19 protein-coding genes are annotated in these 22,471 nt (G+C 67.2%); 12 read left to right on the forward strand and 7 right to left on the reverse strand.

Features of this window, described 5'->3' with window-relative positions; translation table 11 throughout:
- Positions 1-95: 95 nt before the first annotated feature.
- The gene (locus BR98_RS00350) at positions 96-1,934 is read right to left on the reverse strand and encodes a S53 family peptidase (protein ID WP_198042082.1); all 1,839 of its coding nucleotides are present in this window, start codon (positions 1,932-1,934) and stop codon (positions 96-98) included.
- 399 nt (positions 1,935-2,333) lie between these two features.
- Here BR98_RS00350 and BR98_RS41865 point away from each other — a divergent pair, with 399 nt between their 5' ends.
- From BR98_RS41865 to BR98_RS00370, 5 genes are all read left to right on the forward strand, one after another.
- Entirely contained in the window at positions 2,334-2,906 is a 573-nt protein-coding gene (locus tag BR98_RS41865; protein ID WP_035838667.1) for a DUF6431 domain-containing protein, read from the forward strand.
- A gap of 687 nt (positions 2,907-3,593) precedes the next feature.
- Positions 3,594-4,385: an RNA polymerase sigma factor gene (locus BR98_RS37205; protein ID WP_198042083.1), complete on the forward strand. Its 792-nt coding sequence runs from the start codon at positions 3,594-3,596 to the stop codon at positions 4,383-4,385.
- Positions 4,386-4,493: 108 nt separating this feature from the next.
- Complete coding sequence (locus BR98_RS38770; protein WP_157537185.1) at positions 4,494-4,949, forward strand: hypothetical protein; 456 nt, start codon at positions 4,494-4,496, stop codon at positions 4,947-4,949.
- Positions 4,897-5,469 (forward strand): hypothetical protein, encoded by a 573-nt coding sequence (locus BR98_RS00365; RefSeq protein ID WP_035838669.1) that lies wholly within the window; start codon positions 4,897-4,899, stop codon positions 5,467-5,469. The genes BR98_RS38770 and BR98_RS00365 overlap by 53 nt, the downstream gene beginning before the upstream one ends.
- A gap of 333 nt (positions 5,470-5,802) precedes the next feature.
- Positions 5,803-6,063, forward strand: a complete 261-nt coding sequence (locus tag BR98_RS00370) for a hypothetical protein (RefSeq protein WP_157537187.1) — start codon at positions 5,803-5,805, stop codon at positions 6,061-6,063.
- A 131-nt stretch (positions 6,064-6,194) separates the two neighbouring features.
- Here BR98_RS00370 and wecB read toward each other — a convergent pair whose 3' ends face one another.
- The 5 genes from wecB to BR98_RS00400 form a co-directional block, all read right to left on the reverse strand.
- Positions 6,195-7,439, reverse strand: coding sequence for a non-hydrolyzing UDP-N-acetylglucosamine 2-epimerase (gene wecB / locus BR98_RS00375; protein ID WP_083975816.1), 1,245 nt, complete (start codon positions 7,437-7,439; stop codon positions 6,195-6,197).
- Positions 7,440-7,748: 309 nt separating this feature from the next.
- Positions 7,749-8,390 carry a C40 family peptidase gene (locus BR98_RS42430; protein WP_051969126.1) on the reverse strand — a complete coding sequence of 214 codons (642 nt, stop codon included), beginning with the start codon at positions 8,388-8,390 and terminating at the stop codon, positions 7,749-7,751.
- 1,591 nt (positions 8,391-9,981) lie between these two features.
- Positions 9,982-10,176 (reverse strand): hypothetical protein, encoded by a 195-nt coding sequence (locus BR98_RS00390; RefSeq protein ID WP_035838675.1) that lies wholly within the window; start codon positions 10,174-10,176, stop codon positions 9,982-9,984.
- A 180-nt stretch (positions 10,177-10,356) separates the two neighbouring features.
- A complete protein-coding gene (locus BR98_RS00395) occupies positions 10,357-11,127 on the reverse strand; it encodes a class F sortase (protein WP_083975818.1) in 771 nt (256 codons plus the stop codon).
- A gap of 122 nt (positions 11,128-11,249) precedes the next feature.
- Entirely contained in the window at positions 11,250-11,687 is a 438-nt protein-coding gene (locus BR98_RS00400) for a hypothetical protein (RefSeq protein WP_035838677.1), read from the reverse strand.
- A gap of 392 nt (positions 11,688-12,079) precedes the next feature.
- Between BR98_RS00400 and BR98_RS00405 the strand changes: the two genes are divergently transcribed.
- The 5 genes from BR98_RS00405 to BR98_RS00425 all read left to right on the forward strand — a co-directional run bounded on the left by BR98_RS00405 (position 12,080) and on the right by BR98_RS00425 (position 17,218).
- Entirely contained in the window at positions 12,080-13,498 is a 1,419-nt protein-coding gene (locus tag BR98_RS00405) for a replicative DNA helicase (protein ID WP_232247175.1), read from the forward strand.
- A gap of 267 nt (positions 13,499-13,765) precedes the next feature.
- Complete coding sequence (locus tag BR98_RS38775; protein ID WP_232247176.1) at positions 13,766-14,527, forward strand: NlpC/P60 family protein; 762 nt, start codon at positions 13,766-13,768, stop codon at positions 14,525-14,527.
- Between the two features lie 77 nt (positions 14,528-14,604).
- Complete coding sequence (locus tag BR98_RS00415; protein ID WP_051969128.1) at positions 14,605-15,063, forward strand: hypothetical protein; 459 nt, start codon at positions 14,605-14,607, stop codon at positions 15,061-15,063.
- A gap of 1,144 nt (positions 15,064-16,207) precedes the next feature.
- A complete protein-coding gene (locus tag BR98_RS40005) occupies positions 16,208-16,804 on the forward strand; it encodes a replication/maintenance protein RepL (protein WP_198042084.1) in 597 nt (198 codons plus the stop codon).
- Between the two features lie 9 nt (positions 16,805-16,813).
- Positions 16,814-17,218 carry a MarR family transcriptional regulator gene (locus BR98_RS00425; protein ID WP_063774687.1) on the forward strand — a complete coding sequence of 135 codons (405 nt, stop codon included), beginning with the start codon at positions 16,814-16,816 and terminating at the stop codon, positions 17,216-17,218.
- A gap of 280 nt (positions 17,219-17,498) precedes the next feature.
- Here the strand turns inward: BR98_RS00425 and BR98_RS35830 are convergent, their stop codons facing one another.
- Positions 17,499-19,277 (reverse strand): FG-GAP-like repeat-containing protein, encoded by a 1,779-nt coding sequence (locus BR98_RS35830; protein ID WP_157537196.1) that lies wholly within the window; start codon positions 19,275-19,277, stop codon positions 17,499-17,501.
- Positions 19,278-20,123: 846 nt separating this feature from the next.
- Here BR98_RS35830 and BR98_RS00435 point away from each other — a divergent pair.
- Positions 20,124-20,867 (forward strand): IPT/TIG domain-containing protein, encoded by a 744-nt coding sequence (locus BR98_RS00435; RefSeq protein WP_035838684.1) that lies wholly within the window; start codon positions 20,124-20,126, stop codon positions 20,865-20,867.
- A gap of 200 nt (positions 20,868-21,067) precedes the next feature.
- Positions 21,068-22,321 carry an IPT/TIG domain-containing protein gene (locus tag BR98_RS00440; RefSeq protein WP_232247177.1) on the forward strand — a complete coding sequence of 418 codons (1,254 nt, stop codon included), beginning with the start codon at positions 21,068-21,070 and terminating at the stop codon, positions 22,319-22,321.
- Positions 22,322-22,471 lie beyond the last annotated feature (150 nt).

Genomic DNA, 22,471 nt, shown 5'->3' on the forward strand with positions numbered 1-22,471 from the left:
TGGGGGACTCGAGTTGCCCGCTGGTCGCGAGTCCATGCATCCACTCGGACGCGAAATGCCCCCAGAGCCCCTCGCCGAAGGCTGCTGTCGGGTGGTCACCCCGTCCCGAGGTAGCCGCGCCCGTTCTCGGCGGCCGGGCGATGCCGTGCGCGCCTCGTGGCGGTCGCAGTCATGGTGAAGGCTCCCGGCACTGGCGACGTGCCGGTTTCCGACCCGAACCGGGGGTCGACCGGCAGCCCGGGAGAAAGCCCGCTCGCGTCGTTGGCCTTGTCTGGCTCCGCGGCATTGACCCGCATGGCGACCGCGCCGCCCACGAACGGGCTGGTCCAGTACCCGGGCGCGGAGACCGGACCAGCGGCGCCGCGCAGCAACGCGGCGGCCAGCTGGTCGGCGACCGGGGAGCCCCAGCCCGTCACCTGGTCATGGCCGCGCCCCGCGCTGAAACTCTGGTTGGCGCCGACGAGCACATCGTGGAACACCGTGTCGTAGCCGGCGCTTTCGGCCAGCATGTAGAGCCTGGGGTTGGCCTGGCCGAGCGCCGGCCTGCCGGCGCCCGCTGCCTTCTGGTTGTACAGCGCCGTGAACCCCGACCACAGCGGGGCCGCCGCGCTGGTGCCACCCATGACCTGCCAGGCCGGCCCGTCAGAGCCCCGCGTGTAGAGGGCGAAACCAGCGGACGGGTCGGCGGCGGCGGCCACGTCCGGGACGACACGCATGGTGCTGACCCTGTTCGTGCCCCGCTGCCAGGGCGGTCGCCTGAAGACGGCGGAGAGTCCGCCGCCGGCGCGGTCCCAAGCGAGCTCGTACGCGTAGGAATCGCCAATCAGGCTCAGTGTGGTTCCGCCGGTCGCAGTCACGTAGGGGTCCGAGGCCGGGAAGTCGACTGCTTCGAACTGCGAACCGCTCGCGGAGGTGGCGCAGTCCCGTGAGCCGGCATCGCCAGAGGCGGCGAATACGGTGATTCCCTGAGCTGCGGCTTGCCGGAGTGAGTCGGTCACTGCCGTCATGGTGGCCGGAACGGTGTCGGGCTCGCAGGAACCCCAGGACATGGAGATGACCGACACCCGGTTCTCCGCGACGGTCTGGGCGGCCATGTCGACTTCGCCGAGGTCGCTGTTGGGCGCCTCGTACACCAGCTGGGTCGCCTTGGGCGCGACGCCACGGATGATCTCGCTGTCCAGTTCCACCTCGGCCTCGTCCTTCCCCGGGGCATGGTCGTAACTCGCGCCGTCCACCGCGATGGTGGTGACAGCTGGGCCGGACAGACCGAACTGAGTGTCGTAGGTGGCGAGGTTGGACCGTGAATAGCCGTCGAACTCCCACAGCGCCACCGCGGTGCCCGAGCCGTCGGCGCCCATCCGGTCGAGGCGGTAAGCGCTGTTGTACTGGGATGGCACCAGGCCGTCTGGAGTTGTCCTTCCAGCCGTGCTGCCTTGCTGGTCGGCGGCCACCAGAAGCGGCCTCAGCGTGGTGTGACTGCTCAGGCCAGAGACATCCTCGACCACAGCCGCGACGTCCTCCGGCAGTATCAGCGGCCCGTCGTTGGCGAAGAACACCTGGCCTGCCTGCGGATCCCAGTAGTCCCTCTCGTGGGTGCCGAAAGCCTCGCCGATCTCGACGGCCGTCCCGTGAGCCCTGATCATCCGACGATCGGTCCCTGCCGCGTCCACGGTGAGCCCGTGCGCGCCTAGGTACGCCCTGACCCGCCCCAGGGAGGCCTCGGTCGGGCCGAATCGGACGCCGAACTCCTCTGGTGTCAGCTTGCTGCCGTACTCGGCAGAGCCCGGGGAGCTGGCCTCCTGCAGGAAACGGTCCAGACCGTCGCTGTCACGTAGCCGCAGGGCGACGACCACCGAGATCTGCTGGTCGCCCGGGACCACGCCAAGTGGCTGCGAGCGCGCCACTGCGGGAACCTCGATGTCGGGCAGGACCACTCGGGGTGCGGTGCCGCGGCCGTGTTCGTACTCCGCGGCCGCGATCGTGATCAGTGACGTCGACAGGACCGTCAGGGCCGCGCAGACGGCCGCGAGATGGGACCGCAGCATGCGAACTCCTCCTCCACCCGGCCGTACCGGGCTGGTGGTCCGCAGCCCCCCGTGTTACGACCCTGCCCTCAAAGACCCGGCAGCTGGCCAGATATGACGCCACCGCTCGTCACGCGTCCGCGCGGCGGTGATGACGGGATACGGCAGCCGATCACTCAATGGGATGAGCGCACCTCTGGGTACGCGTCAAGGACGTTGCTCTGGCGCAGATCATGGCCAGGACGACAGAGCCGCCCTCGATACCCCGTGACCAGCACGGAGGGCTGCAGGACACAGCGGAGGCGATGAGTGCTCAGTGTTGATGCAGATCCGCTTCGCGTCGAACAACTCCTCAATGCAGGCGAACTGGAGTGCCCCAGGTGCTCCGGAGTCCTGACTGGCTGGGGCCACGGCCGCCCCCGAGCGCTGCGGGGGACTCTTGGATCGAGACTGCTGCTGCATCCACGGCGGGCCCGGTGTTCCAGGTGCGGAACCACGCACATCCTCCTGTCCGAGCTGGCGCTGCCACGCCGAGCGGACACCGTGGCCGTGATCGGAACCGCACTGGAGCTGGTCGCCGCAGGGCGAGGACATCGGCCAATCGCTCACGAACTGGGCCGTCACGAGGCCACCGTGCGCGGCTGGTTGCGCCGGTTCGCGCTCTGCGCGCCTCGCGTGCGCGCCCTGTTCGCGCTACTGCTCGCCGAATTGCGCATTTTCCTCCCCGAGCCAAACGGCACGCCGACCGCCGCAGCCGTGGCTGCGGTCCTGGCGGCCGCACACGCCAGGGGCCAACAGTTTTCGACGGAAGTCGGGTCCCCTTGGGCCTTCGCCTGCCGGATGTCACAAGGAAAGCTGCTGGCAGCGCCGGAATTCCTCTAAAAGATCAACACGAACCGCCTCTGGGCACGGTCCGGTTATCGCTCGACGCTGACCGTAACGTTCTGTAATCCTGTCGTTACGCGATCAGGGGCGGGTTGTCGATCATGGAAATCATTGCGCTGGCGGACCACCGCTGGGCCAAGAGGGCCCCGTGGGGGCGTTGTTCTGCTCCCTCCTCGTTCAGGATCTCACCACTGCCGGCGTGCCTGCGTGTCGGCGCACGCCCCCGGTTCCCCGGCACGTCGACCAAGACGTAGGCAACGTGGCCCTCCCGCGGCCCGCGCTTGACCGACGCGCGAGGGCCTGGGGCGGGCCGCCCGCCGGCGACCTCCTGCTTTCGAATACCGCCGGTCGACAGATCACGGCAGAGGGAGAATTCGCCCGCATATGACGCGGCCGAGCACAGGTTCACCCGACGGCGAGAATCTTTGCTAGTCGCCCGTCGAGAGTGGAATCCTGTGTCGATGATGCGGCACCGGAAACATTCCCACCATGAGGGGAAGGCTTTACCCGGGCTGCATTGAAAGGCGGCTCACGGGGACTGAAATCGGAGAATCTTTCGCGTGTCGGGGCCCCGGCAAGCCGCTTCCAGGCATAGCATCCGCGATGACTTTGCCTACTCGGTCCCGGTGGGCTCGCCTTTCAAGCGACCTAAATAATTTTCGTACATTTGCCCGAGGAGTTGTTTTGTCGCTTCCGACTGAATGCTGCACCTCCGGCGATAAACCATCGTATTCCTTTTCGGCGGCTCAAGATCTCAGCAAGGCAGGAGATCAAGAACTCGCGGATCGCGTTCGTGCTGGCGATGGAGAGGCCTTCGCGGAGCTTTTCAGGCGGCATGAGCGGGCAGCTAGACGCTTTGCCTCGCTCTACGCCAAGGACCCGCATACAGCGCAGGACCTGGTGGCCGAGGCATTTGTTCGCGTGCTCCACGTGCTGAGATCCGGAAGCGGCCCGTCCAGCTCTTTCAGAGGCTACCTGATGACCGTACTCAGGAATATCGTCACAGAATGGTCGAGGATTGCGGACCGCCAGGTGCCGGTGCCGGACGTGACTGCCTACGAGCACGAAACCGTCATCTCGGCCGGCAGCGAAGCACTCAGGAACATGGACCACAGCCTGGTGCTCCAGGCACTCGCCTCGCTGCCGGAACGCTGGCAGGACGTTCTGTGGTACACGGTGGTGCAGGCCGAGGAACCCGCGGATCTCGCGGGCATCTTGGGCATCAGCCCCAACAGCGTCGCAGCCCTCGCCTACCGCGCCCGCGAAGGACTGCGGCAAGCCTACCTGACGGCACATCTGAAGCCCAGGAGCTGGTCCGCGAGGTGCGAGTACTTCGTCGAGCGGCTCGCAACGTACTCGCGGGGGCGGCTGGGGCAGTGCGCGGCCGAGGCCATGCGCGGCCACCTCCAGACCTGCGAGAGGTGCAGGAACATGCACGAGGAGACGCAGGACATCAACAGCACGCTGCGCATGTGACGACCGTGTGCGGCCACCTTCGGACCCACCCCCAGCGCCGTCGCACAGGCGGCCACGACCCACTCACCTCGAGGTCGGTGACCGCCTAGAGGGAACTGGTCGGCCATCATGACGGAGGATCCGCCGCAACCAGCTGATCCGGTACCGCTGCCACCGGATCCATATCCGCCCCACGATGCCTTCGTTAGTGGGGATGTGACTTCACGAACGCAACTCGACGATGTTCCTGAATATGCCGAACCGGGGATATACCTGACCTGTCACAAGGTGGGTGATTGGCTCCTCGTTCCGGAATACAGCGAGCTTTTTGGTGCGCCGAAGGGAGCCTATTTTGAGCGAGCCGGCCACCGTGTCCCGCTGACCCACTCATTTCTCCCCATCGCAGCCCTGTTCCGGGAGCTGAGCCAGCTCGAGGATGCGTACGCTCAGTCGGGTGAAGTGGCCCAGCACAGCAGCGCCGGAACTCCTGAGGTGCCAGAAGAAGACAGCGGAAAAGCCGACGGAGGATTCCATGTATGGCACGCGCGATTTCTCCATTCCCTTCGAAGGCGAAATCTCGGATGAATTTCCGGGAGAGCCATGGGCGACAATTCCTGATCAGAGTTCGTGGCCGGTCGCCGAACACCCGAAGTTCCACGACCTGGCGGAAGTCGACGGGATGCCGGCGTTCGGCGCATCTCGCCGACAGACGATCGACGAATCGGCGGCCGCCCACAGTGCCGGAACCCATTCGTGCCGCGTGCCGGCTCACGGCCGGCGGCGCCACAGTCGTGGCTCGGGCGGCCTCGCCGCACGGGCCGGCCGACTGCTCGGCGCCCTCGCGGGCCTGAGTGCAACAGCATTCGTTCTGATCTTCTGGGTCTCCGCCTTCGGTTCCCTGCGGGACCTGATGGCGTCCCATATCGCCCGGGAGCCGGACCTGATGTGGGAGGCCGTCGTCTACGGACCGTGGTTCCTGGCAGGATTCTCCGGTTTCATCAGCTGGTTCATTAATAGGCATTCAGGGAATTCCTGGGTGATCTGGCGGTATCGGACGGACTCGCTTCACCATTGCGCGCGGATGGCTTGCTCTCATCGCATGTGACCGGCGGTGTCCGGGACTGTGCCTGTATATCGCAGGCCTCCCGGCCTATCCGGTCGGCCGGCCGCGCCGACGTGGTAGCCGCCCGGCAGAACCTCGCCGCACCTCGACATACGGCCGCTGCCGAGAGAGAGATTGCCAGCGGCATATGCGTGACTTCTGCCGCACAAGTAACGCTGTGCGGCGGAAGTCGAAAATTTCCGCACAACCTTCCAGGTCCACTGTGCTACATTCTCGTATCATGTGTCATGTGAAGATTCCTCGAATATCGATGTGCATCTCCTGTCGGCTGCCGGACCCGCCGCTCGCCGCATAAGATTCGTGCCACTGCGGCCAGTGGGTCAGGAGGAGACATTGGAGGCGTTCGGGCTGGCTGAGGCCCAGTCGGTGGCACGGGACTGGAATCGCGGATTCGGGCATATGTATGATTTTGCATCAACTGGCGAGGTGTCATGCAGGTCAGCTCTTCTCAGTGAAGTAGACGACTGCTTGGCTGACCTGATGAGACTCAGAGCGGAGTTCGTCGGCGACGACGTGATCGTTGGCGAACTGGCGCAGCTGAAACGTTTTCGCACGTGGATCACCAGCCAAGCCTGAGGCGCCGGTACAAGCGAGTCGGACAGGAGGACGGATCACGGACGACGTCGCACTCCTCTCCTGCGACACGTGTGGTGGTGGGCCTTCGCGCGCTCAGCTGCGCACGCGGCTGCCGAAGGAATGGGTCGGCCTCAGCGCACCAGCCGCAGCTCGTTCATCGCCAGCTCCTGCCCGGTGTCGGTCGACATCGGGGTCTGGTGCACAGCCGCCGCTGCATCGGCGGCGGCCACGCCGCGTTGGAGGGCCATTGCCAGCAGCCCGATCCGCCAGCTCGCTCTCCCGTCACCGTACGGGGACCGGGTCGCGGCGAGCCGTGCCGGCAGGTCCGCGTCGTCGAGGATTCTCAGCGCGGCTTGCGAGATCTGCTTGCGCTCCGGGACCAGGGTCGCGAAGCCGGCCGTGATCGCCTCGGGCCGGTCGGTGCGGTTGCGGACGACGACCAGCGGCCTCTTGATGACGGTGCATTCCTCCTGCATACCGCCGGAGTCTGAAATCAGCAGTCGCGCATTGCGGGCGAGACCGAGGAATTCCGGGTGTCCCATCAGCGGGCAGCGGTACAGGCTCTGAGCGAGCTTCGCCAGCCCATACGTCTGGATCAGGCCCTCGGTACGCGGGTGCGTCGGGAAGACCACGGGGAGCGGCAGCGACGCCAGTTCACGCAGGATCGTTTCCAGCCGCTCTGGGTCATCGGTGTTCTCGGGTCGGTGGATGGTCGTCAGGACGTACTGGTCCTGCGTCAGGCCATGTCGGGCGAGCATGCCTTGGCAGTCGCTCAGACCCGGCAGAGCGGCAAGTGTTGCCTCGACGATGGTGTTGCCCGTGACACTGATACGTGCTGGGTCAGTGTTCTCGGCGATCAGGTTCGCGGCGTTCTGTTGGGTGGCGGCGCAGTGGACGTCCGCCAGCACCCCGACGACGCGACGATTGTGCTCCTCAAGCACGGTGCGGTCGTGCGAGCGCAGGCCGGCCTCGACGTGGATGATCGGAATGTCGCAGTACTGTGCGGCCTGGGCGCCCGCACTGGTCGAATTGGTGTGGCCCTGAACGATCACTGCGGCTGGCTGGGTCGTGGTGAAGACGGCTGTCAGGGCGGAGATCGCAGTGCCGATCTGCGCTCCCCGGCACTGCCCGTGGACACCCTCGAGGTACGCCTGGGGCTCGGGCAGTGACTGGCTGTGGAAGAGGTCGGCCGACAGACTTTCGTCGTAGTGCTGGCCTGTGTCGACCAGCAAGGCGTTGTCCCCGAGCAGGCGCGCGACACCGGCGAGCTTGATGAGCTCCGGACGGGTGCCGATGACGAGGGCGATCGGGCGGTCGGTCTGACTGAGCATCAGAGGTATTTCCCCAAGGGTCTGGCCGGTCGGCTGGATCAGCATGGACGATCTGACGGGGGCACGACGGTCTCTGGACGTGCGTGGCGAGCGTCGCTGCGTGTCGGATCCGCACCCTGAACGATGATCGTCAGCGCCCGGTGGAAGACACTCATGCAGTGAAAGACTGCGCCAGGCTGCCCCTATGACGCCCGCGGCGGTGATCAGTGCGAAAGGTGCCCGTCGGACGGTTGCGCTCGCCTTCCTCCGCGCCCCGCCAGGCGGGGCAGGCGCTCGGCCGGGTGGGGCGCTGAACGCGGTGGGGACACCAATTTCTGACTGGGACAACGTCGATATCGAGTGAGCCGTCGCGGTTCAGCTCGGCCGCACCACTCCCAGTACGGGCATGGCGCCGAGCGGCGACAGCGACACGGTCCGGCCGGAGCGCGGCGCCTGCACGATCAGGCCGTTGCCTGCGTACAGCGCCACATGGCTGGCGCCCTTGAAGTAGACGACCAGATCACCCGGGCGCAGGTCTCCGTCGGTCACCTTGGGCAACTCACTCCACTGATCCTGGGAGGTCCGCGGGATGTCCACGCCCGCCACGTGCCAGGCCTGTGAGGTCAGACCCGAACAGTCGAAAGCGTCGGGCCCCTGGGCGCCCCAGATGTAGGGCTTTCCGATCTGGTCCAGGGCCCAGGACAGAGCGCGCTCGCCCCGGGAGGCCCACGGGGTGACGGGTTGGGAACCGGCGTCCAGACCGAGGGCGAGAACGGACGGGTAGTCCTCTATCAGGCGCTGCTGGGCGGCGTTGGCGGCAGCGGCCGCCGTGGTCGCCAGTGCGGTCAGGTCCGCTGCGGTGTTCGTCGGCTCCTCCGCGCCGACCGGGGCGGGCGGCTCGGCGTGCGCGGTGGCCGCGCCGACCGGGGCCAGCGTGAGGAGCAGGGCCAAGGGAAGCGGAAGCAGCACGCCGGCGGCGTGGCGACGCCGGCCGGCGATCTTGTCACTGTTGATCACCAAGCCCCCTGGAGAGTGCGGTGCCTGTCGGTGGCGGATGTCGGGCGATGTCCGGGTGGGTTGGGGAGCGGCGCGGGCGACGGCAGCTCGGTCGGCGCTGACGTCGGGCTGCTCGACCCAGTGGCGGGGGCCTGCGGGGCGGGCGCGGTCGTGGTGCCGGCGTTCGGGGAAGAGGGACTCGACGTCGCAGCCATGGGCGGAGAGGGAGCCGTCGCCGGCAGGGGCGTGGGCGGTGCGGATGGCTGCGGGCTGGGGGCAACTGGTGCGGGAGTGCCGGCTTCCTGGTGTTGCGGAGCAGCAGTGGCCTGCGGCGTCGTCGCGGGGGCCGCAGCCACGCTGGGATTCCCGCCGACGCCAGGAGTCGTCCCGGGAGCATCGACGTCGCGGCCCACCGGGGTGAGTCCGGTGTCCGGCAAAGCCAGCTGGTGGTTCAGACCGATCCGCGAGTCCGTCTGCGCATAGCGGACGGTCCAGCTGAGAACCGCCATCAGATAGACCCGGGAGCTGTTGTACGAGAGCACTGCCGTTGACAGTTGCTCAGGGTCCGCTAAGTCTCGATTGCCGGCACACAGGAGGGCGCCTACGCTCGCGGCGGCATCGAAGATGTTGTTCGGGTCCGGGGCCGTGCCCGGGCGGCTCGCCACGGCCCACTGCCTCCATGCGCTGGGAGCAAGCTGCATGGGTCCCACCGCGTCAAGCACGGTGTCGTCCGGAGCCGAGGCGTCGGGATCCGGCCTCGCGGTGTCGCTGGTCCCGGTGCCCTGCTGCCCGACGACCGGTGCGAGCGCGGTCCCGTCGGATGCCAGCCGCCCTTCGTTGGCGTGGTCCGAGGCGATCTTGCCGATCGCGGCCAGCAGCGCCCAGGAGAGGTGGCACTGAGGGCTGAGGACCGCGCGTTCGGCTGCCCCTCGCTGGTAGGCCGCCAGCGCGGTGCCCGGGATCATCGCGTCATCGGCTGCCGTGGGCGGACGGACGTTCAGGGCACGATTGCCGGAGGAAGTCGACGCCGATCCGGCCGTGGCAGGCAGGAGGGGGCGTGGCCCGGGTCCCGGGGGCAGTGCGGGTAGGCGTGGCCTGGGTAACGCCAGGTCGTAGGAGACCGGCCGAAGAGTCTTGCGTTCGGGGTAGTCCACCCGCCGCTGGGCGATCGAGTGATCCACGCCCTGGGGTAAGGCGACTGTGGCACAGAACGCCATGAGAACGGCTGCCATCAGCAGCCTGACCCGGGGCCCGCGTGGCCCGGCTCTCGATACCAGGACGATGGCGGGTTGCCGATGGTCGGGGTCGACAGGGTGCATGGGCTGGGCCTCGGCGCTCTCTTGACGGTCACACGGATGTGAAGGCTGACGCGCTTCACCACAGGTGAGAGCTGTGACTTGATCCGGTGACGCCGCAGTGCGCCTTTGGGGGAGGGGCCCGCTCGCAGTCTGGCGGGAGCTCTTCGTCGACGGGACGACGCGTCCTGCCCGGCCCCGGCAGAGCCCGGCCGCGGGGTAGTCCTCGGCGAGCCGCCGACGAGGACGGCTGGGGAACCCAGCGCGCTCCCGGCGGGCGCGCCTGTTCCCCAGCCGTCCCGGATACCGGCCCCGGGTCAGAGGAAGTACATCAGGTCGACTTCCCCGTCCGCCCGGTAGGAGAAGACCGCCTCCCCCGGTCCCTGCGCCGGCGGCAGGTTGAGGAAGTGGACGGCGTCGGCCACCGTCGCGAAGGTGAGGACGTGCCAGGTACGCGTGATGGCCGAGATCGCGTTCTTGAGGGAGGGGGCCTCGATGATGGACACGCTCATGGGAGTGGCTCCTTCTGGGACGAGAGGTGAGGTCGCCAGGGAATCGGGCGACAGAAGGTCACTTACCCAAAGTAATGACTTATATACGAAGAGTTATTCCTTTTGGAGCGCACACAGATCCCCGGAGGGCGTGTGACGGGCAGAGCGCCTCGAGAATCCGGGCCACGGCGCAGCGGCGGGCTACCGGCGGACGGATGTGAGGTGGGCGAAGACGACGACGTTGGCGACGTAGTCCTTGCGGTTGCGGTCGTACACACCGCCACAGGTGATCAGGCGAAGTTGCGCGTCGGGGGCGTCGTCGTACACCTCGTGGTCAGGGAAGGCGTCCTTCGCGAAGGCCTTGACCGAGTCGACGGAGAACGTCGCGACAGTGCCGTCCGCACGGGTGATGTCAATGGTGCTTGCCGGCTTGAGGGTGCTGAGCGGCAGGAACACGGCCGGTCCGGTCTTGGTGTCGACGTGTCCCACGACCACTGCGGTGCCGATCTCGCCGGGAGTGACACCGCCTTGGTACCAGCCGACCAGGTTCTTGTCGTCCGCCGGTGGCGCGCTGAGCTTGCCGGAGCTGTCCAGTGCCAGCGCGACGAAAGGCGCATCCACCTGAATCTGAGGGATCCGCAGGCGGTTCGGCGGCGAGCTGGGCAACGACGGCCTCGTCGGTGATGTCGTCGCGGGCGCGGGAACGGACGGGGAACTGGGAGCAGGGGAGCTCGGACCGGAGGGGGCCGGGGCGATGGTGGCGCGGGGGGCCGAGCTTGTGCCGGACGTGGGCGTGCCGACTTGGTGGGTGGGCAGCGGTGCGGCCGATCCGGTCGCCGCGAGGGATTGGTCGATCAGCCCGAGGCTGACCGCGATCGCGCCAGCGCTCAACCACAGCAGCCACCGGTTCCACACGCTCCTTTGCGCGGGCTCCCGCTTTGGCGACGGCGTGGGCTCGGCCGGACCCTCCATACAGCATCGCCTTCCATGTTCGAGTCACGGGACGTGGGCTTCAAAACGTCACCGTGGTGGGCGGAGCGGCAGCCCCAGGAGGTGGCCGCGCACCGCCCGCCACGGTGACGGGCTGAGATGACTCAGAGCGCGCCGAGGGAGCCCTGGCGACGACGGAGTGCGTAGGCACCCACGCCCAGGCCGCCGAGCAGCAGAACCACACCGCCGGTCAGGTTGGTGCCGGACCCGGCAAGGCCGCCGCCTCCGGCGTGGATGCCGCCGTGCGGGTGCCGGTGCTCCTTCTGGGGGTCCTCGCCCTTCCGCTCCTCGCCCTTCCGCTCCTCGTCCTTCTTGTGCTCCTCGGCCTTGTGCTCCTCGGCCTTGTGCTCCTCGCCCTTCCGCTCCTCCTCCTTCTTGTGCTCCTCGGCCTTGTCGGAGGGCGCGTGCCCGCCGTCGGCCTGCTGGGCGTTGACCTTCGCCTCCGGCTGGTTGGGGCTGCCGGCGAAGGCGACGCCAGGAGAGGTGAGGGCAAGCGCAGCCGCGACGGCCACGCCGGTGAAGAGGGCTCTAGTGGAACGCATCAGAGGATTCCTTCCAGCGCTTCGACGCCAGCTGACCGGTCGTCAGCTGAAGAATCGTTTCCGCGCCTCGATGTAGTGGAAGGGGCCGAGCCTCGATGATGATGCGCGGTGCGCTCTGGATGGGTGAAGGCCCGTCTACTGAGGCGCTGTCACACTCCCAGGAAAAAAACCACTCTCCATGTGCATATAGTTACAGAGTGTCATATTCCGTCCCGCTGCCGCCCTTGCCACGCCGTTGTCGCGGGAGCTGGACGCCGGCCTGCCCGACGGACTCCCGATGCGTCTCGAACTCACCGCCGCAGCGCGGGGATGTGCCGGTGGCCCCGCGATCGCTGGGCGGGGTCCGACGCCGCGCTCATCCGCCGGGCGACAGACCCACCAGGAGTTTCACCGTGAGCATCGCACGTCCCTATTCCGACTACAACGAACACCTGCCGACCCAGGACGACGACGACCTTCCCGCGTCTGCGGCCCGGCAGGCGCTGGAGCGCGAGCAGCCGAACGACATCGAGGCCGAACAAGCTGTACTGGGCGCCATGATGCTGTCCACCACGGCCATCGACGACGTGATCAACGTGCTTCGCAGCCCCGGTGACTTCCACCGGCCCGCGCACGAGCTGATCTGCAACGCGATCCTGGCGATCTACGACCGATGCGGCGGCGAGGGCAACATCGACCCGATCCGGGTAGCCGGCGAGCTCACCAACCGCGGAGAGCTGCAGAAGGCAGGCGGCGTCAGCTACCTGCACACCTGCATCAACACCGTACCCACCGCCGCGAACGCCGAGTACTACGCGGAGAAGGTCCGCGACCTGGCGGCGTTTCGCACCATGATCGAGGCCGGCGTCCGAATGACCGCCCAGGGTTACGCCGCCATGGGCGACGCTCCACAAGCCATCCAGGCCGCCATGGCTCAGCTCCAGGCGCTCGTGGCCGGCACCGTCGACACGACGCCGCGTCAGTCGGTCGCGGATCGTTGGCAGGCGTTCATCGACGAGCAGGAGGCGGGGATCGACCCACGCGCGCTCGACACCCCCTGGCCAGACATCAACGAGGTGATCCAGCTGCTGCCCGGCCAGCTCATGACGGTCGGCGCCGCGACTGCCGGCGGCAAGAGCCTGTTCGGGATGAACCTGGCCGCGCACGTCGCACTGCACCGCAACCGGCCGGTCCTGGTGGCCAGTATGGAGATGGGCGGTGGCGAACTGATGGCCCGTCTGACCTCCGCCGAGTCCGGCGTCTTCCTCGACCGCCTGGTCCGGCACAAGCTCGAGGACGCGGACTGGGACCGCATCGCGCGAGTCGGCTGCCGGATGGCGAACGCCCACAACTTCATCCTCGACGACAACTCCGGCCAGACCCTGTCGAAGCTGCGAGCCAGGCTGCGCTGGATGGCCTCGCGTGGCAACCCGCCCGCCATGCTGGTCGCCGACTACCTGCAGCTGATGACGCCGGAGAACACCAAGTCAACTTCCAACCGGGCACACGAGATCGGCGAGATCAGCCGGGGTCTCAAGAAGATCGCGGGCGAGTTCGAGCTCCCGGTCGTGGCGTTGGCCCAGTTCAACCGCGGCGCGGCCGGACGTAGGCCGCTCGTCTCGGACTTCAAGGAGTCCAGCTCGATCGAGCAGGACAGCGACATCATCGTCCTGCTGCACCGCGAGCTCGCCGAGGACGGCACCGACACCGGACCCACCGCCGGAACGGTCGAGGTGGCCATTGCCAAGAACCGCAACGGAGCCAGCGGCAGGACGGTCCGGCTGGGCTTCCAGGGGCACCGGGCCCGGTTGGTCACCATGGCACAGGGCTAGTGCCGCGTCAGGCAACCTTTGCCCGTCAAGGAGCGGCGTCCGGTGCGTGCTCTCGGCGTGCCGGCCGGAAGTCCTCGTACTGGACGTACTTGGGCTTTCGGCCGGTGCGGCGAGAGTGCGTGCCGGGCGTCGCGACGGGGCGAAGGTTGCCTGACGCGGCACTAGTTCCAGCGGCGGACCTGGCTCTCCAGGGTGGGCGTTGACACAGTGCGGCCGCGGCTGCGCAGCAACAGGGCGCATGGGTAAGCACACTGTTTCGCGCACTGAGTGTTCGAACCCGAATTCACTGGGAAGAAAAGAAGCATGCTGACAATCAGACGGTCGCAAGTGCTCCCCCGCGCGCAAAGCTGGGTGGGTATCGGCCTGGTATACGACCAGGCCAATACCCACGATGGGTACCGCACGGACTGCTCAGGCTATGTGTCGATGTGTTGGGACCTGGGCTACTCGGACGACACGACAGGATTCGTTCCGAACGGCGAGGCCGCTTGGATTCCCAAGGCAGACCTGAAGCCGGGTGACGCGATCCTGAACGACGCCGCTGGTAACGCGGGGCATGTCGTTCTATTCGGCGCTTGGGCAAACGAAGCTCAATCCTCATACCTCGGATACGAGTTCACGCCTGCAGGTGTCCTCTGCCACACCATCCCGTACCCCTACTTCGCCGGGCACGGCACCTTTCGACCCGTCGCCTGTCTCACCGTCGCCAGCGACCCACCCACCCCACAGGAGAAAGACATGCCCTCAGGTATCGAGATCACCACCGGCAGCAATGCCATCAGCTTCCCCGTCGGCAGCTGCTCCAACGTCTCGTTCTTCTGCGACAACACCCTGTTCGGAAAGCCGAAGGCGCAGCTGCGCGTGGTCATTTGGGCCGTAGGATCACCTCCCGTGGTGCGCACGATCCAGGTCGGCAACGACAACAGCGCCCAGACGGCACTCGTGTTCCCGAACCCGGGGCTCACCCACAGCGTCACCACCACCCGGGTCGACGCCGAGACGTTCCCGATCGGTGTCGAAGTCTCATGAGCCGGATGTCCTGGAGCAGCGATCCAACGGCCGCCGGACCGCCCCCGGTAGCGACGCGCGGCCCCATCCCCACCTCCATGATCGACTTCTCCGGCGCCGGATCCTGGGGCTCGGGAATCGGCCCGTGCGGCAGCTACATCGCGCAAGCCCTCAACGCACTGGGCATCACCGGAACTGCCGCCCGGGTCAGTTGGACCGTCGGATTCCTCACCATCGCCTCACGGGAGTCGGGCTACAACAGCCCCCTGTACCAGATCAACCTGACGGACTCGAACGCCGTGGGACCCCCAGTGCCGAACGACTCGGCCCACCCGGGTGCGCCCTTCCAGTGCTCGCGTGGTGTCGCCCAGTGCATTCCCCAGACCTTCGCCGAGAACCACCAGGCCGGCACCTCGTACAAGATCTATGACCCGGTGGCGAACTTCGCCGCGGCGATGAACTACGTCATGGCCGCGTACGGCGTCTCACGTGACGGCCATGACCTGGCCGCGAAGGTCCAGCAGGCCGACCCGAACCGTCCTCCCGCCGGGTACTGAGCAACTGCGGTCATACCCGCCGGCCAGCCTGCGCACCGATGGCTGACCGCCATCACCCTGCTCTGGTCGTCGGTCCACGATGCGGCCACACAGGCTTTGACTGAGCTTCAGCGTGCCCTGCCCCTGCTGAAGTCGCCGTCCCGACAGCATCGTTGGAACCAAGCCATGGGCGCTGTCGCCCCCGACCGCCGCCTGGCTCCACTGCCGGAATGGCAATGTCACGACGAAAGCACCATGACCGAGTCGGCCGGCCACTGCCACATGGCCCCCGAACCCTTGTCAGCTGAGGCAATGTCGCCTGCCTGCGCGCGTCAGGCGGTTCGCGCTCCGTCCCTAGCCCCTTGATGAATGAGCGCGGAAAGGGCCCCCCGGGCCCGGGTCCGGCGGCAGCCGGACTTCCGCGATCGGCGCAGTACAGCCCAGCTTGCCTCATCGCTGGGTCAGCGCCGGCGACCAGCCATGGTGGCGGTAGCGGCACGTACGGTCAGCCCACCGGAGGGTGCCGGTCGAGCCAGACTGCCTGGAGGCTGCTGGTAGGGCCTGGGCTGGCAAGCGCTGAGTCGCCGGGAGCCGACCAGGAGACCGGACTCCGTGACGGGTAGCCGGGTGCTTGCTGTCTTTAGTAAGAGGGCCCGAGGCAAAAACTGGCTCTGACCTGCTGGTTCGCGGAACCCAATGTCTGGTCCTAGCGGACACTAGAGGCCACGCAGTGACCAGTAAGCGGGGACACTTCTGGCAAATCTTGCGGATACCTCGAAGATTCTGGCTGGCTCGTTCCACCTGGAGGATGACGCTGTTCCTCGTGAAGTGTCCCCGAATGGGGACACTTCACGAGGAACTGTCCCGAGGTGAGGACAGTAACTTGCGGATTGCTCGAAGATTTCCTGCCGTGGCCGTCAACTCTCGATCATGTGGCCGATCCCTGGGGAAGCGTCCTGAACAGGGCTTCCAAACTTCGAGGAATGCGCAACTTTCGCCAGTTGCGTCGACGGACTGCCACGTGAGGCGTTGGAAACACAATGACCGCGCCTGCCCCGGTCCGGTCCGGTCCGTTGACGTGTCCTGCGACTCGCCGCAAGAAATCTTCGAGGTAGTCGCAAGATCCGGTACTGTCTGGGCGTCAGAACGGTCCCCTGGAGGTCACGTGCAACCGGAACCACGGAGTGGCTCTCTGCGGCCGGCAGGCAAGCCGCGCCGCCGAACCGGGCCAGCGACGGAGCCCGAGCTGGTCAGCCTGCTGGATCAGTTCGGCGAACAGCTCGCGATGGACTTGCTCGGAGCGAGTGCCCGGCCAGTCGACGAGGTCACCGTCAAGTTCCGTCCCAGGCGTGCCAGCCACGACATGGCCGGATCGATGGGCTACTCACTGACCAGCAATTGGTTCTTGGCCAAGGTGCTGGCACGGTGCATCGTCGCTCACCGGCTCTCGCCCGTCGAGGTCGCGGTTCTGCTGCACATGATGGGGTCCCAGACACGAGGCGAACTCGTTCAGACCCAGGTGGAGATGGCCAAGGAGATCGGTGCCGCTCGCAGCAGCGTGAATAGCGCGATCGGCCGACTGTGCGAACTGAACTACATTCGCCGCCATCGGGCACGGGGGCGCTACGACGTCAACCCACGGCTATGCTTCCGAGGCAACGGCGATGAGCAGAACGGCGTGCTGGCCCACGTGAGGGCGGAGCAGCTGGCCAGTGAGTTCCCCGATACGATCGGGCCTGAAGACTTCGCCCGCGAGAGCTGAGGGAGAACGATGGAGATCACTCCTTCCGGTGTGCTCGGTATGATCCACAGGCTGCAACTCACGCCCACGGCCATCGCGGTTCTCGGGATCATGTCCGAGCTGCAGGCGTCCGGTGGAGCGGTCAATTACACGCAGGTGGACATGGCCGAGCGGTTGGGCGTCCTGGAATCGGCAGTCAGCCGCGGGATGAAGCTGCTCGTGGCGCGGAACCTGGTGATCCGCAGCGGTGACGGCCGCGGTCACAGCTACCGGCTGCACCCGTTCATCGCGAAGTACAGCTCTGAGCGCGAGATGGAGGCCGCACTGCGCGCGGCGGCGGTCGAGGTGCGCGAGGGCCGTATGCCGGACATCGCCGCGCCGCTGTATCGCAAGCAGCCGCCGCGTGCCGGTCGGCCGAACCTGGTAGCGGTCTGAATCATCGGTCGGTCCGTTCAGGACCGGCCGTTCTGCCGCCTGTCGCGCGCAGGCGCCGGTTCCATGTGGCTGCCGAACACCATCTCCGACGGGACAGTCCCCCCACCACTGTCCGATGACGGGTTCCGATCGATCGCCGCTCAGGTAGGGGACGACTCATGGGGCCCGTCCCGCTGCACGGCAGGTTCCGTGCGGCAGGACAGGCCCAGGCCCGGCGCGCGCCCGCGGAGGTGCGCTCGGGCGCCGCAGAGCGCGCCCTACCCGGCACCCAGGTGGTGAGTCATGCCGCTGGCGAGTGTGCGCCCCGGACGCTGTGGGTTCGGGCAGCGAGCCTGACTGCCGCCCCACCGACGAGAAGCAGCACGGTGCTGGCGATCGCGCAGGCCGGCACCGACGACGCGCCAGTGGCAGCGAGCTCGCCGTGATGGCCGTCGCCACGGCCCGGGGGATCGCAGTGGTGCCCGTCGCCACGGCCCGCGGGATCGCAGTGGTGCCCGTCGCCACGGCCCGCGGGATCGCAGTGGTGCCCGTCGCCAGGGTGTTGGTCTTCCGGGCAGGGCGGCTTGGGGGAGGCTTCCTTGACGGTCAGTGTGAAGGTCTGGGTGGCATCCGGTCCGGCCGAGTTGTGGGCCGTCAGCGTCACCACGTACGAGGCATTGGAACCCGCCGCCGGCGTGCCGGAGATCGAGGCGGTTCCGTCGCCGTTGTCCTCGAAGGCCACACCCGGCGGCAGCGCTCCGGACTCGGACAGTCTCGGTACCGGCACGCCCGTCGATGTGACGGTGAACTCGCCCCTGTGTCCCTGCGTGAACGTCACCTCATCCGCGCTGGTGATCGCAGCCGCCTGCGTGTGGATGCCGAGGAGTACCGACACGCTGTTGGCGTCGGTGTTGACGACGGCCAGGTCCGGCCGGCCGTCGGTGTTGAGATTTCCCACCGTGAGAGCGAACGGACTTGATCCGGTGGGGTAGTCGTCCTTCGGCTGGAAGGTGCCGTTCCCGACGCCGCGTAGCACTGACACGGCGTTGGAGCCGGTGGCAGCGACGGCGAGGTCGAGGTGACCGTCACTGTTGAAGTCATCCGCTACCAGCGCGTACGGCGAGGCCCCGGTGGGGTAGTCGTCCTTCGGCTGGAAGGTGCCGTTCCCGACGCCGCGTAGCACTGACACGCTGTTGGAGCCGGTGGCAGCGACGGCGAGGTCGAGGTGGTTGTCGCCGTTGAAGTCGCCTGTTGCCAGGCCGGAGGGTGTTGATCCGGTGGGGTAGTCGTCCTTCGGCTGGAAGGTGCCGTTCCCGACGCCGCGTAGCACTGACACGCTGTTGGAGCCGGCATTGGCAACCGCCAGGTCGAGGTGGTTGTCGCCGTTGAAGTCACCTACCGCCAGTGCCAACGGTGTTGATCCGGTGGGGTAGTCGACTTTCGGCTGGAAGGTGCCGTCGCCCACACCGCGTAGCACCGACACGGTCGCGGCACCGGCATTGGCAACCGCCAGGTCGAGGTGGTTGTCGCCGTTGAAGTCGCCTGTTGCCAGGCCGGAGGGTGTTGATCCGGTGGGGTAGTCGACTTTCGGCTGGAAGGTGCCGTCGCCCACGCCGCGTAGCACTGACACGGTGTTGGAGCCGAGGTTGGCGACGGCGAGGTCGAGGTGGTTGTCGCCGTTGAAGTCACCTACCGCCAGTGCCAACGGTGTTGATCCGGTGGGGTAGTCGACTTTCGGCTGGAAGGTGCCGTTCCCGACGCCGCGTAGCACTGACACGGTGTTGGAGCCGGCATTGGCGACGGCCAGGTCGAGGTGGTTGTCGCCGTTGAAGTCCCCCACCGCCACCGAACGCGGCGCGCGCCCGGCCGCGTAGTCGGCTGCTGGGGCGAAAAGCGGTGTGGCTGCACGTGCGGCCCCGGCTGCGGCCACCATGGCCGTGATCGTTAGCAGGACCGTCATGGCTAGTCGTCTCAAGGCCGACTGCTGCTGTCCCGGCATCAGGACTTTTGTGGGCTCCATGCGAACAGCGTGCAGGCAGGTCGCCAGATAATGCTCGTGCATTGCCGAGGGAATCAGCAATCACTCGATTCGCTCAGGCAGCCGTCATAGCCGAAGCGGGGAGCGGAATTGTGAGGCCACTATGCCTGGTACCGCCCCGAGAGTAGAAATTGCGGTTCGTATGACGCGACATTCCTGAGAAAGTTTGGCGGTGTCGCGCTGGCTGCGATGCCAGATCGGTCAATATCCATGCCGTACAAGGAATTTGACGAATTGGTGTGGAATGGTACGACGGGGGAGTGGGGTGAATGATTTCTGCAGGATTGCGCCGCAGGCGCTCTGCTGTTCAGGTGACGCTCTCTCGCTACCATTGCCGCCGCCCTAATGCAAATGGCTCACTGTAGGTATCCGACAGGGTGAACCGCTCGTCGGCCCCACGGACCATTCGGGGCCGGTGCAGGCTACCGGCACCGGCGGAGCGCAGGATCCACCGGCTCGGCTGCTGAGGCAGCCCGAGTCGGCGCACTGGGACCACCCGCAACGTCAGAAGGGGCCGACGTATTGCGAATCCACGTCTTGGACGGCTTGCAGGCCGCCGCGCCGGGCCTGGATTCGGAGTCCCTGCCGACCACCACCTACATGCTCACCCGAGTACCGGCCCTCGGATCTTCGTCACTCCTCCTTCTGAGTCGAGCGACCTGAGCACCAGGTCGGCCCGAACCCGGGCTCAGAACAACGGACCTTTCCAGAGCCGGACGCCGATGTGGCCACGTCGACCGTCGGGTTTCCGGGCGGTCGCCGAGCTGGCGACTTCACGCGTCGGCGAGTCCAAGTGCGCACCGGGCGCTGACGAGCGCGCCGAAGCACCTGATTCCGCCGAAAGATCGCTCTCGTACACATCCACCAAACCCGATCAGGAGGTACGTCATGCCCATCAGCCCGAACCAGGGATCCACCGGCGGCGGAACCACGGTGACGATCACCGGCACCAATCTGGCCGGCACCACCGCTGTGAAGTTCGGCAGCAAGTCGGCCGCCATCACCGCCAACACCCCCACCTCGGTCACCGTCGTCTCCCCCTCGGGAGCCGGCGTGGTCAGCGTCATCGTGACCACCGCGGGCGGGAGCAGCAATCCGCTGTCGTTCTTCTACATCGGCCCGCCGTTCAAGGCATCCCTGAGCGGCACCTCCGGGCCCACCTCGGGCGGGAACACCATCACCATCAACGGGACCGGCCTGTCCACCGCCTCGGCCGTCAACTTCGGTCCCAACAGTGCGACCCCGACCGTGATCTCCGACAGCCAGCTCAGCGTCACCGTGCCGGCGGGGACCGGGGCGGGGTCAGTGCCGGTCACCGTCGTGACGGCCGGCGGCACCAACAACGGCCTGTCCTACACGTACGAGGACGCGCCGACGGTCAACACCATTTCGCCCAGCTCCGGTTCGACCTCCGGCGGGACCGCAGTGACCATCACCGGCACGAACCTGGCCACCACCCAGTCGGTCACCTTCGACGGCACGTCGGCGGCGTTCTCCGTCATCAACAGCACCACGCTGTCCGTTGCCACCCCGCCGGGAACCGCGGGCGCGGTGGACGTCGTGGTCACCACCACCGGCGGTAGCGCCACCATGACTGGCGGCTTCACCTACGTGGCCGGCCCCGGTATCTGACACCGGCCCGCCGCGTACTCGGCATGTCCACCCTGCCGGGCACCACCTGCGCCTGGGCAGAGGCACACCGCCTCTGCCCAGGCGCACCATCACAACCCTCCGCTCTGAGGCGAGCCTGCACCTTCGCCCCGGAGCCACTCCCTGTGAGGAGAGCGTCCATCAACACCTCCCAGAACTCCGACTCGGCGACCGCGCCGACAGTGCTGTCGGCCGCACCCGCCTTGACGTCGATCAGTCCCAATCAGGGAGCCGGATCCGGGGGTACCTCCGTCACCCTCACCGGCACCAATCTGGTCGGAACCACCTCGGTGAAGTTCGGCACGGCTGCCGCAACGTCCTTCGTCGTGGTCTCCGGCACGCAGATCGCTGCTACCGCGCCTCCCGGCAGTGGGACGGTTCAGGTCACCGCGACCACGCCGGGCGGTACCAGTAACGGTGTCTCCTACACCTATCTGCAGGTGCCGACTCTCAGCTCGCTGGCCCCGGACAAGGGGCCGGTTGCCGGCGGGAACACGGTGACTTTGACTGGCACGAATCTGACGAATGCCACGGCCGTGAGTTTCGGTGCCACTGTGGCGTCCTTCGTCGTGGTGTCCGCCACCCAGATCATCGCTACCGCGCCTACCGGCAGCGCCGGCCCGGTCAACGTGACTGTCACCACGCCGGGTGGCACCAGTAACGGTGTCTCCTACACCTATCTGCAGGTGCCGACTCTCAGCTCGCTGGCCCCGGACAAGGGGCCGGTTGCCGGCGGGAACACGGTGACTTTGACTGGCACGAATCTGACGAATGCCACGGCCGTGAGTTTCGGTGCCACCACGACGCCCTTCGTCGTGGTCTCCGCCACCCAGATCGCCGCTACCGCGCCTACCGGCAGCGCCGGCCCGGTCAACGTGACTGTCACCACGCCGGGTGGCACCAGTAACGCCCTCCCCTACTTCCTCCTCAACCCGCCGACTCTCAGCTCGCTTGCCCCGGACAAGGGGCCGGTTGCCGGCGGGAACACGGTGACTTTGACTGGCACGAATCTGACGAATGCCACGGCCGTGAGTTTCGGTGCCACCACGACGCCCTTCGTCGTGGTCTCCGCCACCCAGATCATCGCTACGGTGCCTCCTGGTGGCGGGACGGTTCAGGTCACCGCGACCACGCCGGGTGGTACCAGTAACGGTGTCTCCTACACCTATCTGCAGGTGCCGACTCTCAGCTCGCTTGCCCCGGACAAGGGGCCGGTTGCCGGCGGCAGCTCGGTGACTTTGACTGGCACGAATCTGACGAATGCCACGGCGGTGAGTTTCGGTGCCACTGTGGCGTCCTTCGTCGTGGTGTCCGCCACCCAGATCATCGCTACCGCGCCTACCGGCAGCGCCGGCCCGGTCAACGTGACTGTCACCACGCCGGGTGGCACCAGTAACGCCCTCCCCTACAGCCGCGTTCAACCACCTGGCATCTAGAAGCCTGGAACCTGGTTCTGGCCCCTGTCGGCCGACGCGCGATGCGGGGCCAGACCGGTTTCAGGCGAAGGGTCATCAGATCGGCGAACCGGTCGGGCGGATGTCCGGGAGCTACCGCGCAGGGTGCGCACGTCGGCACTGGCACCCGGG

This window comes from Kitasatospora azatica KCTC 9699, from assembly GCF_000744785.1.
GTDB lineage: Bacteria > Actinomycetota > Actinomycetes > Streptomycetales > Streptomycetaceae > Kitasatospora > Kitasatospora azatica.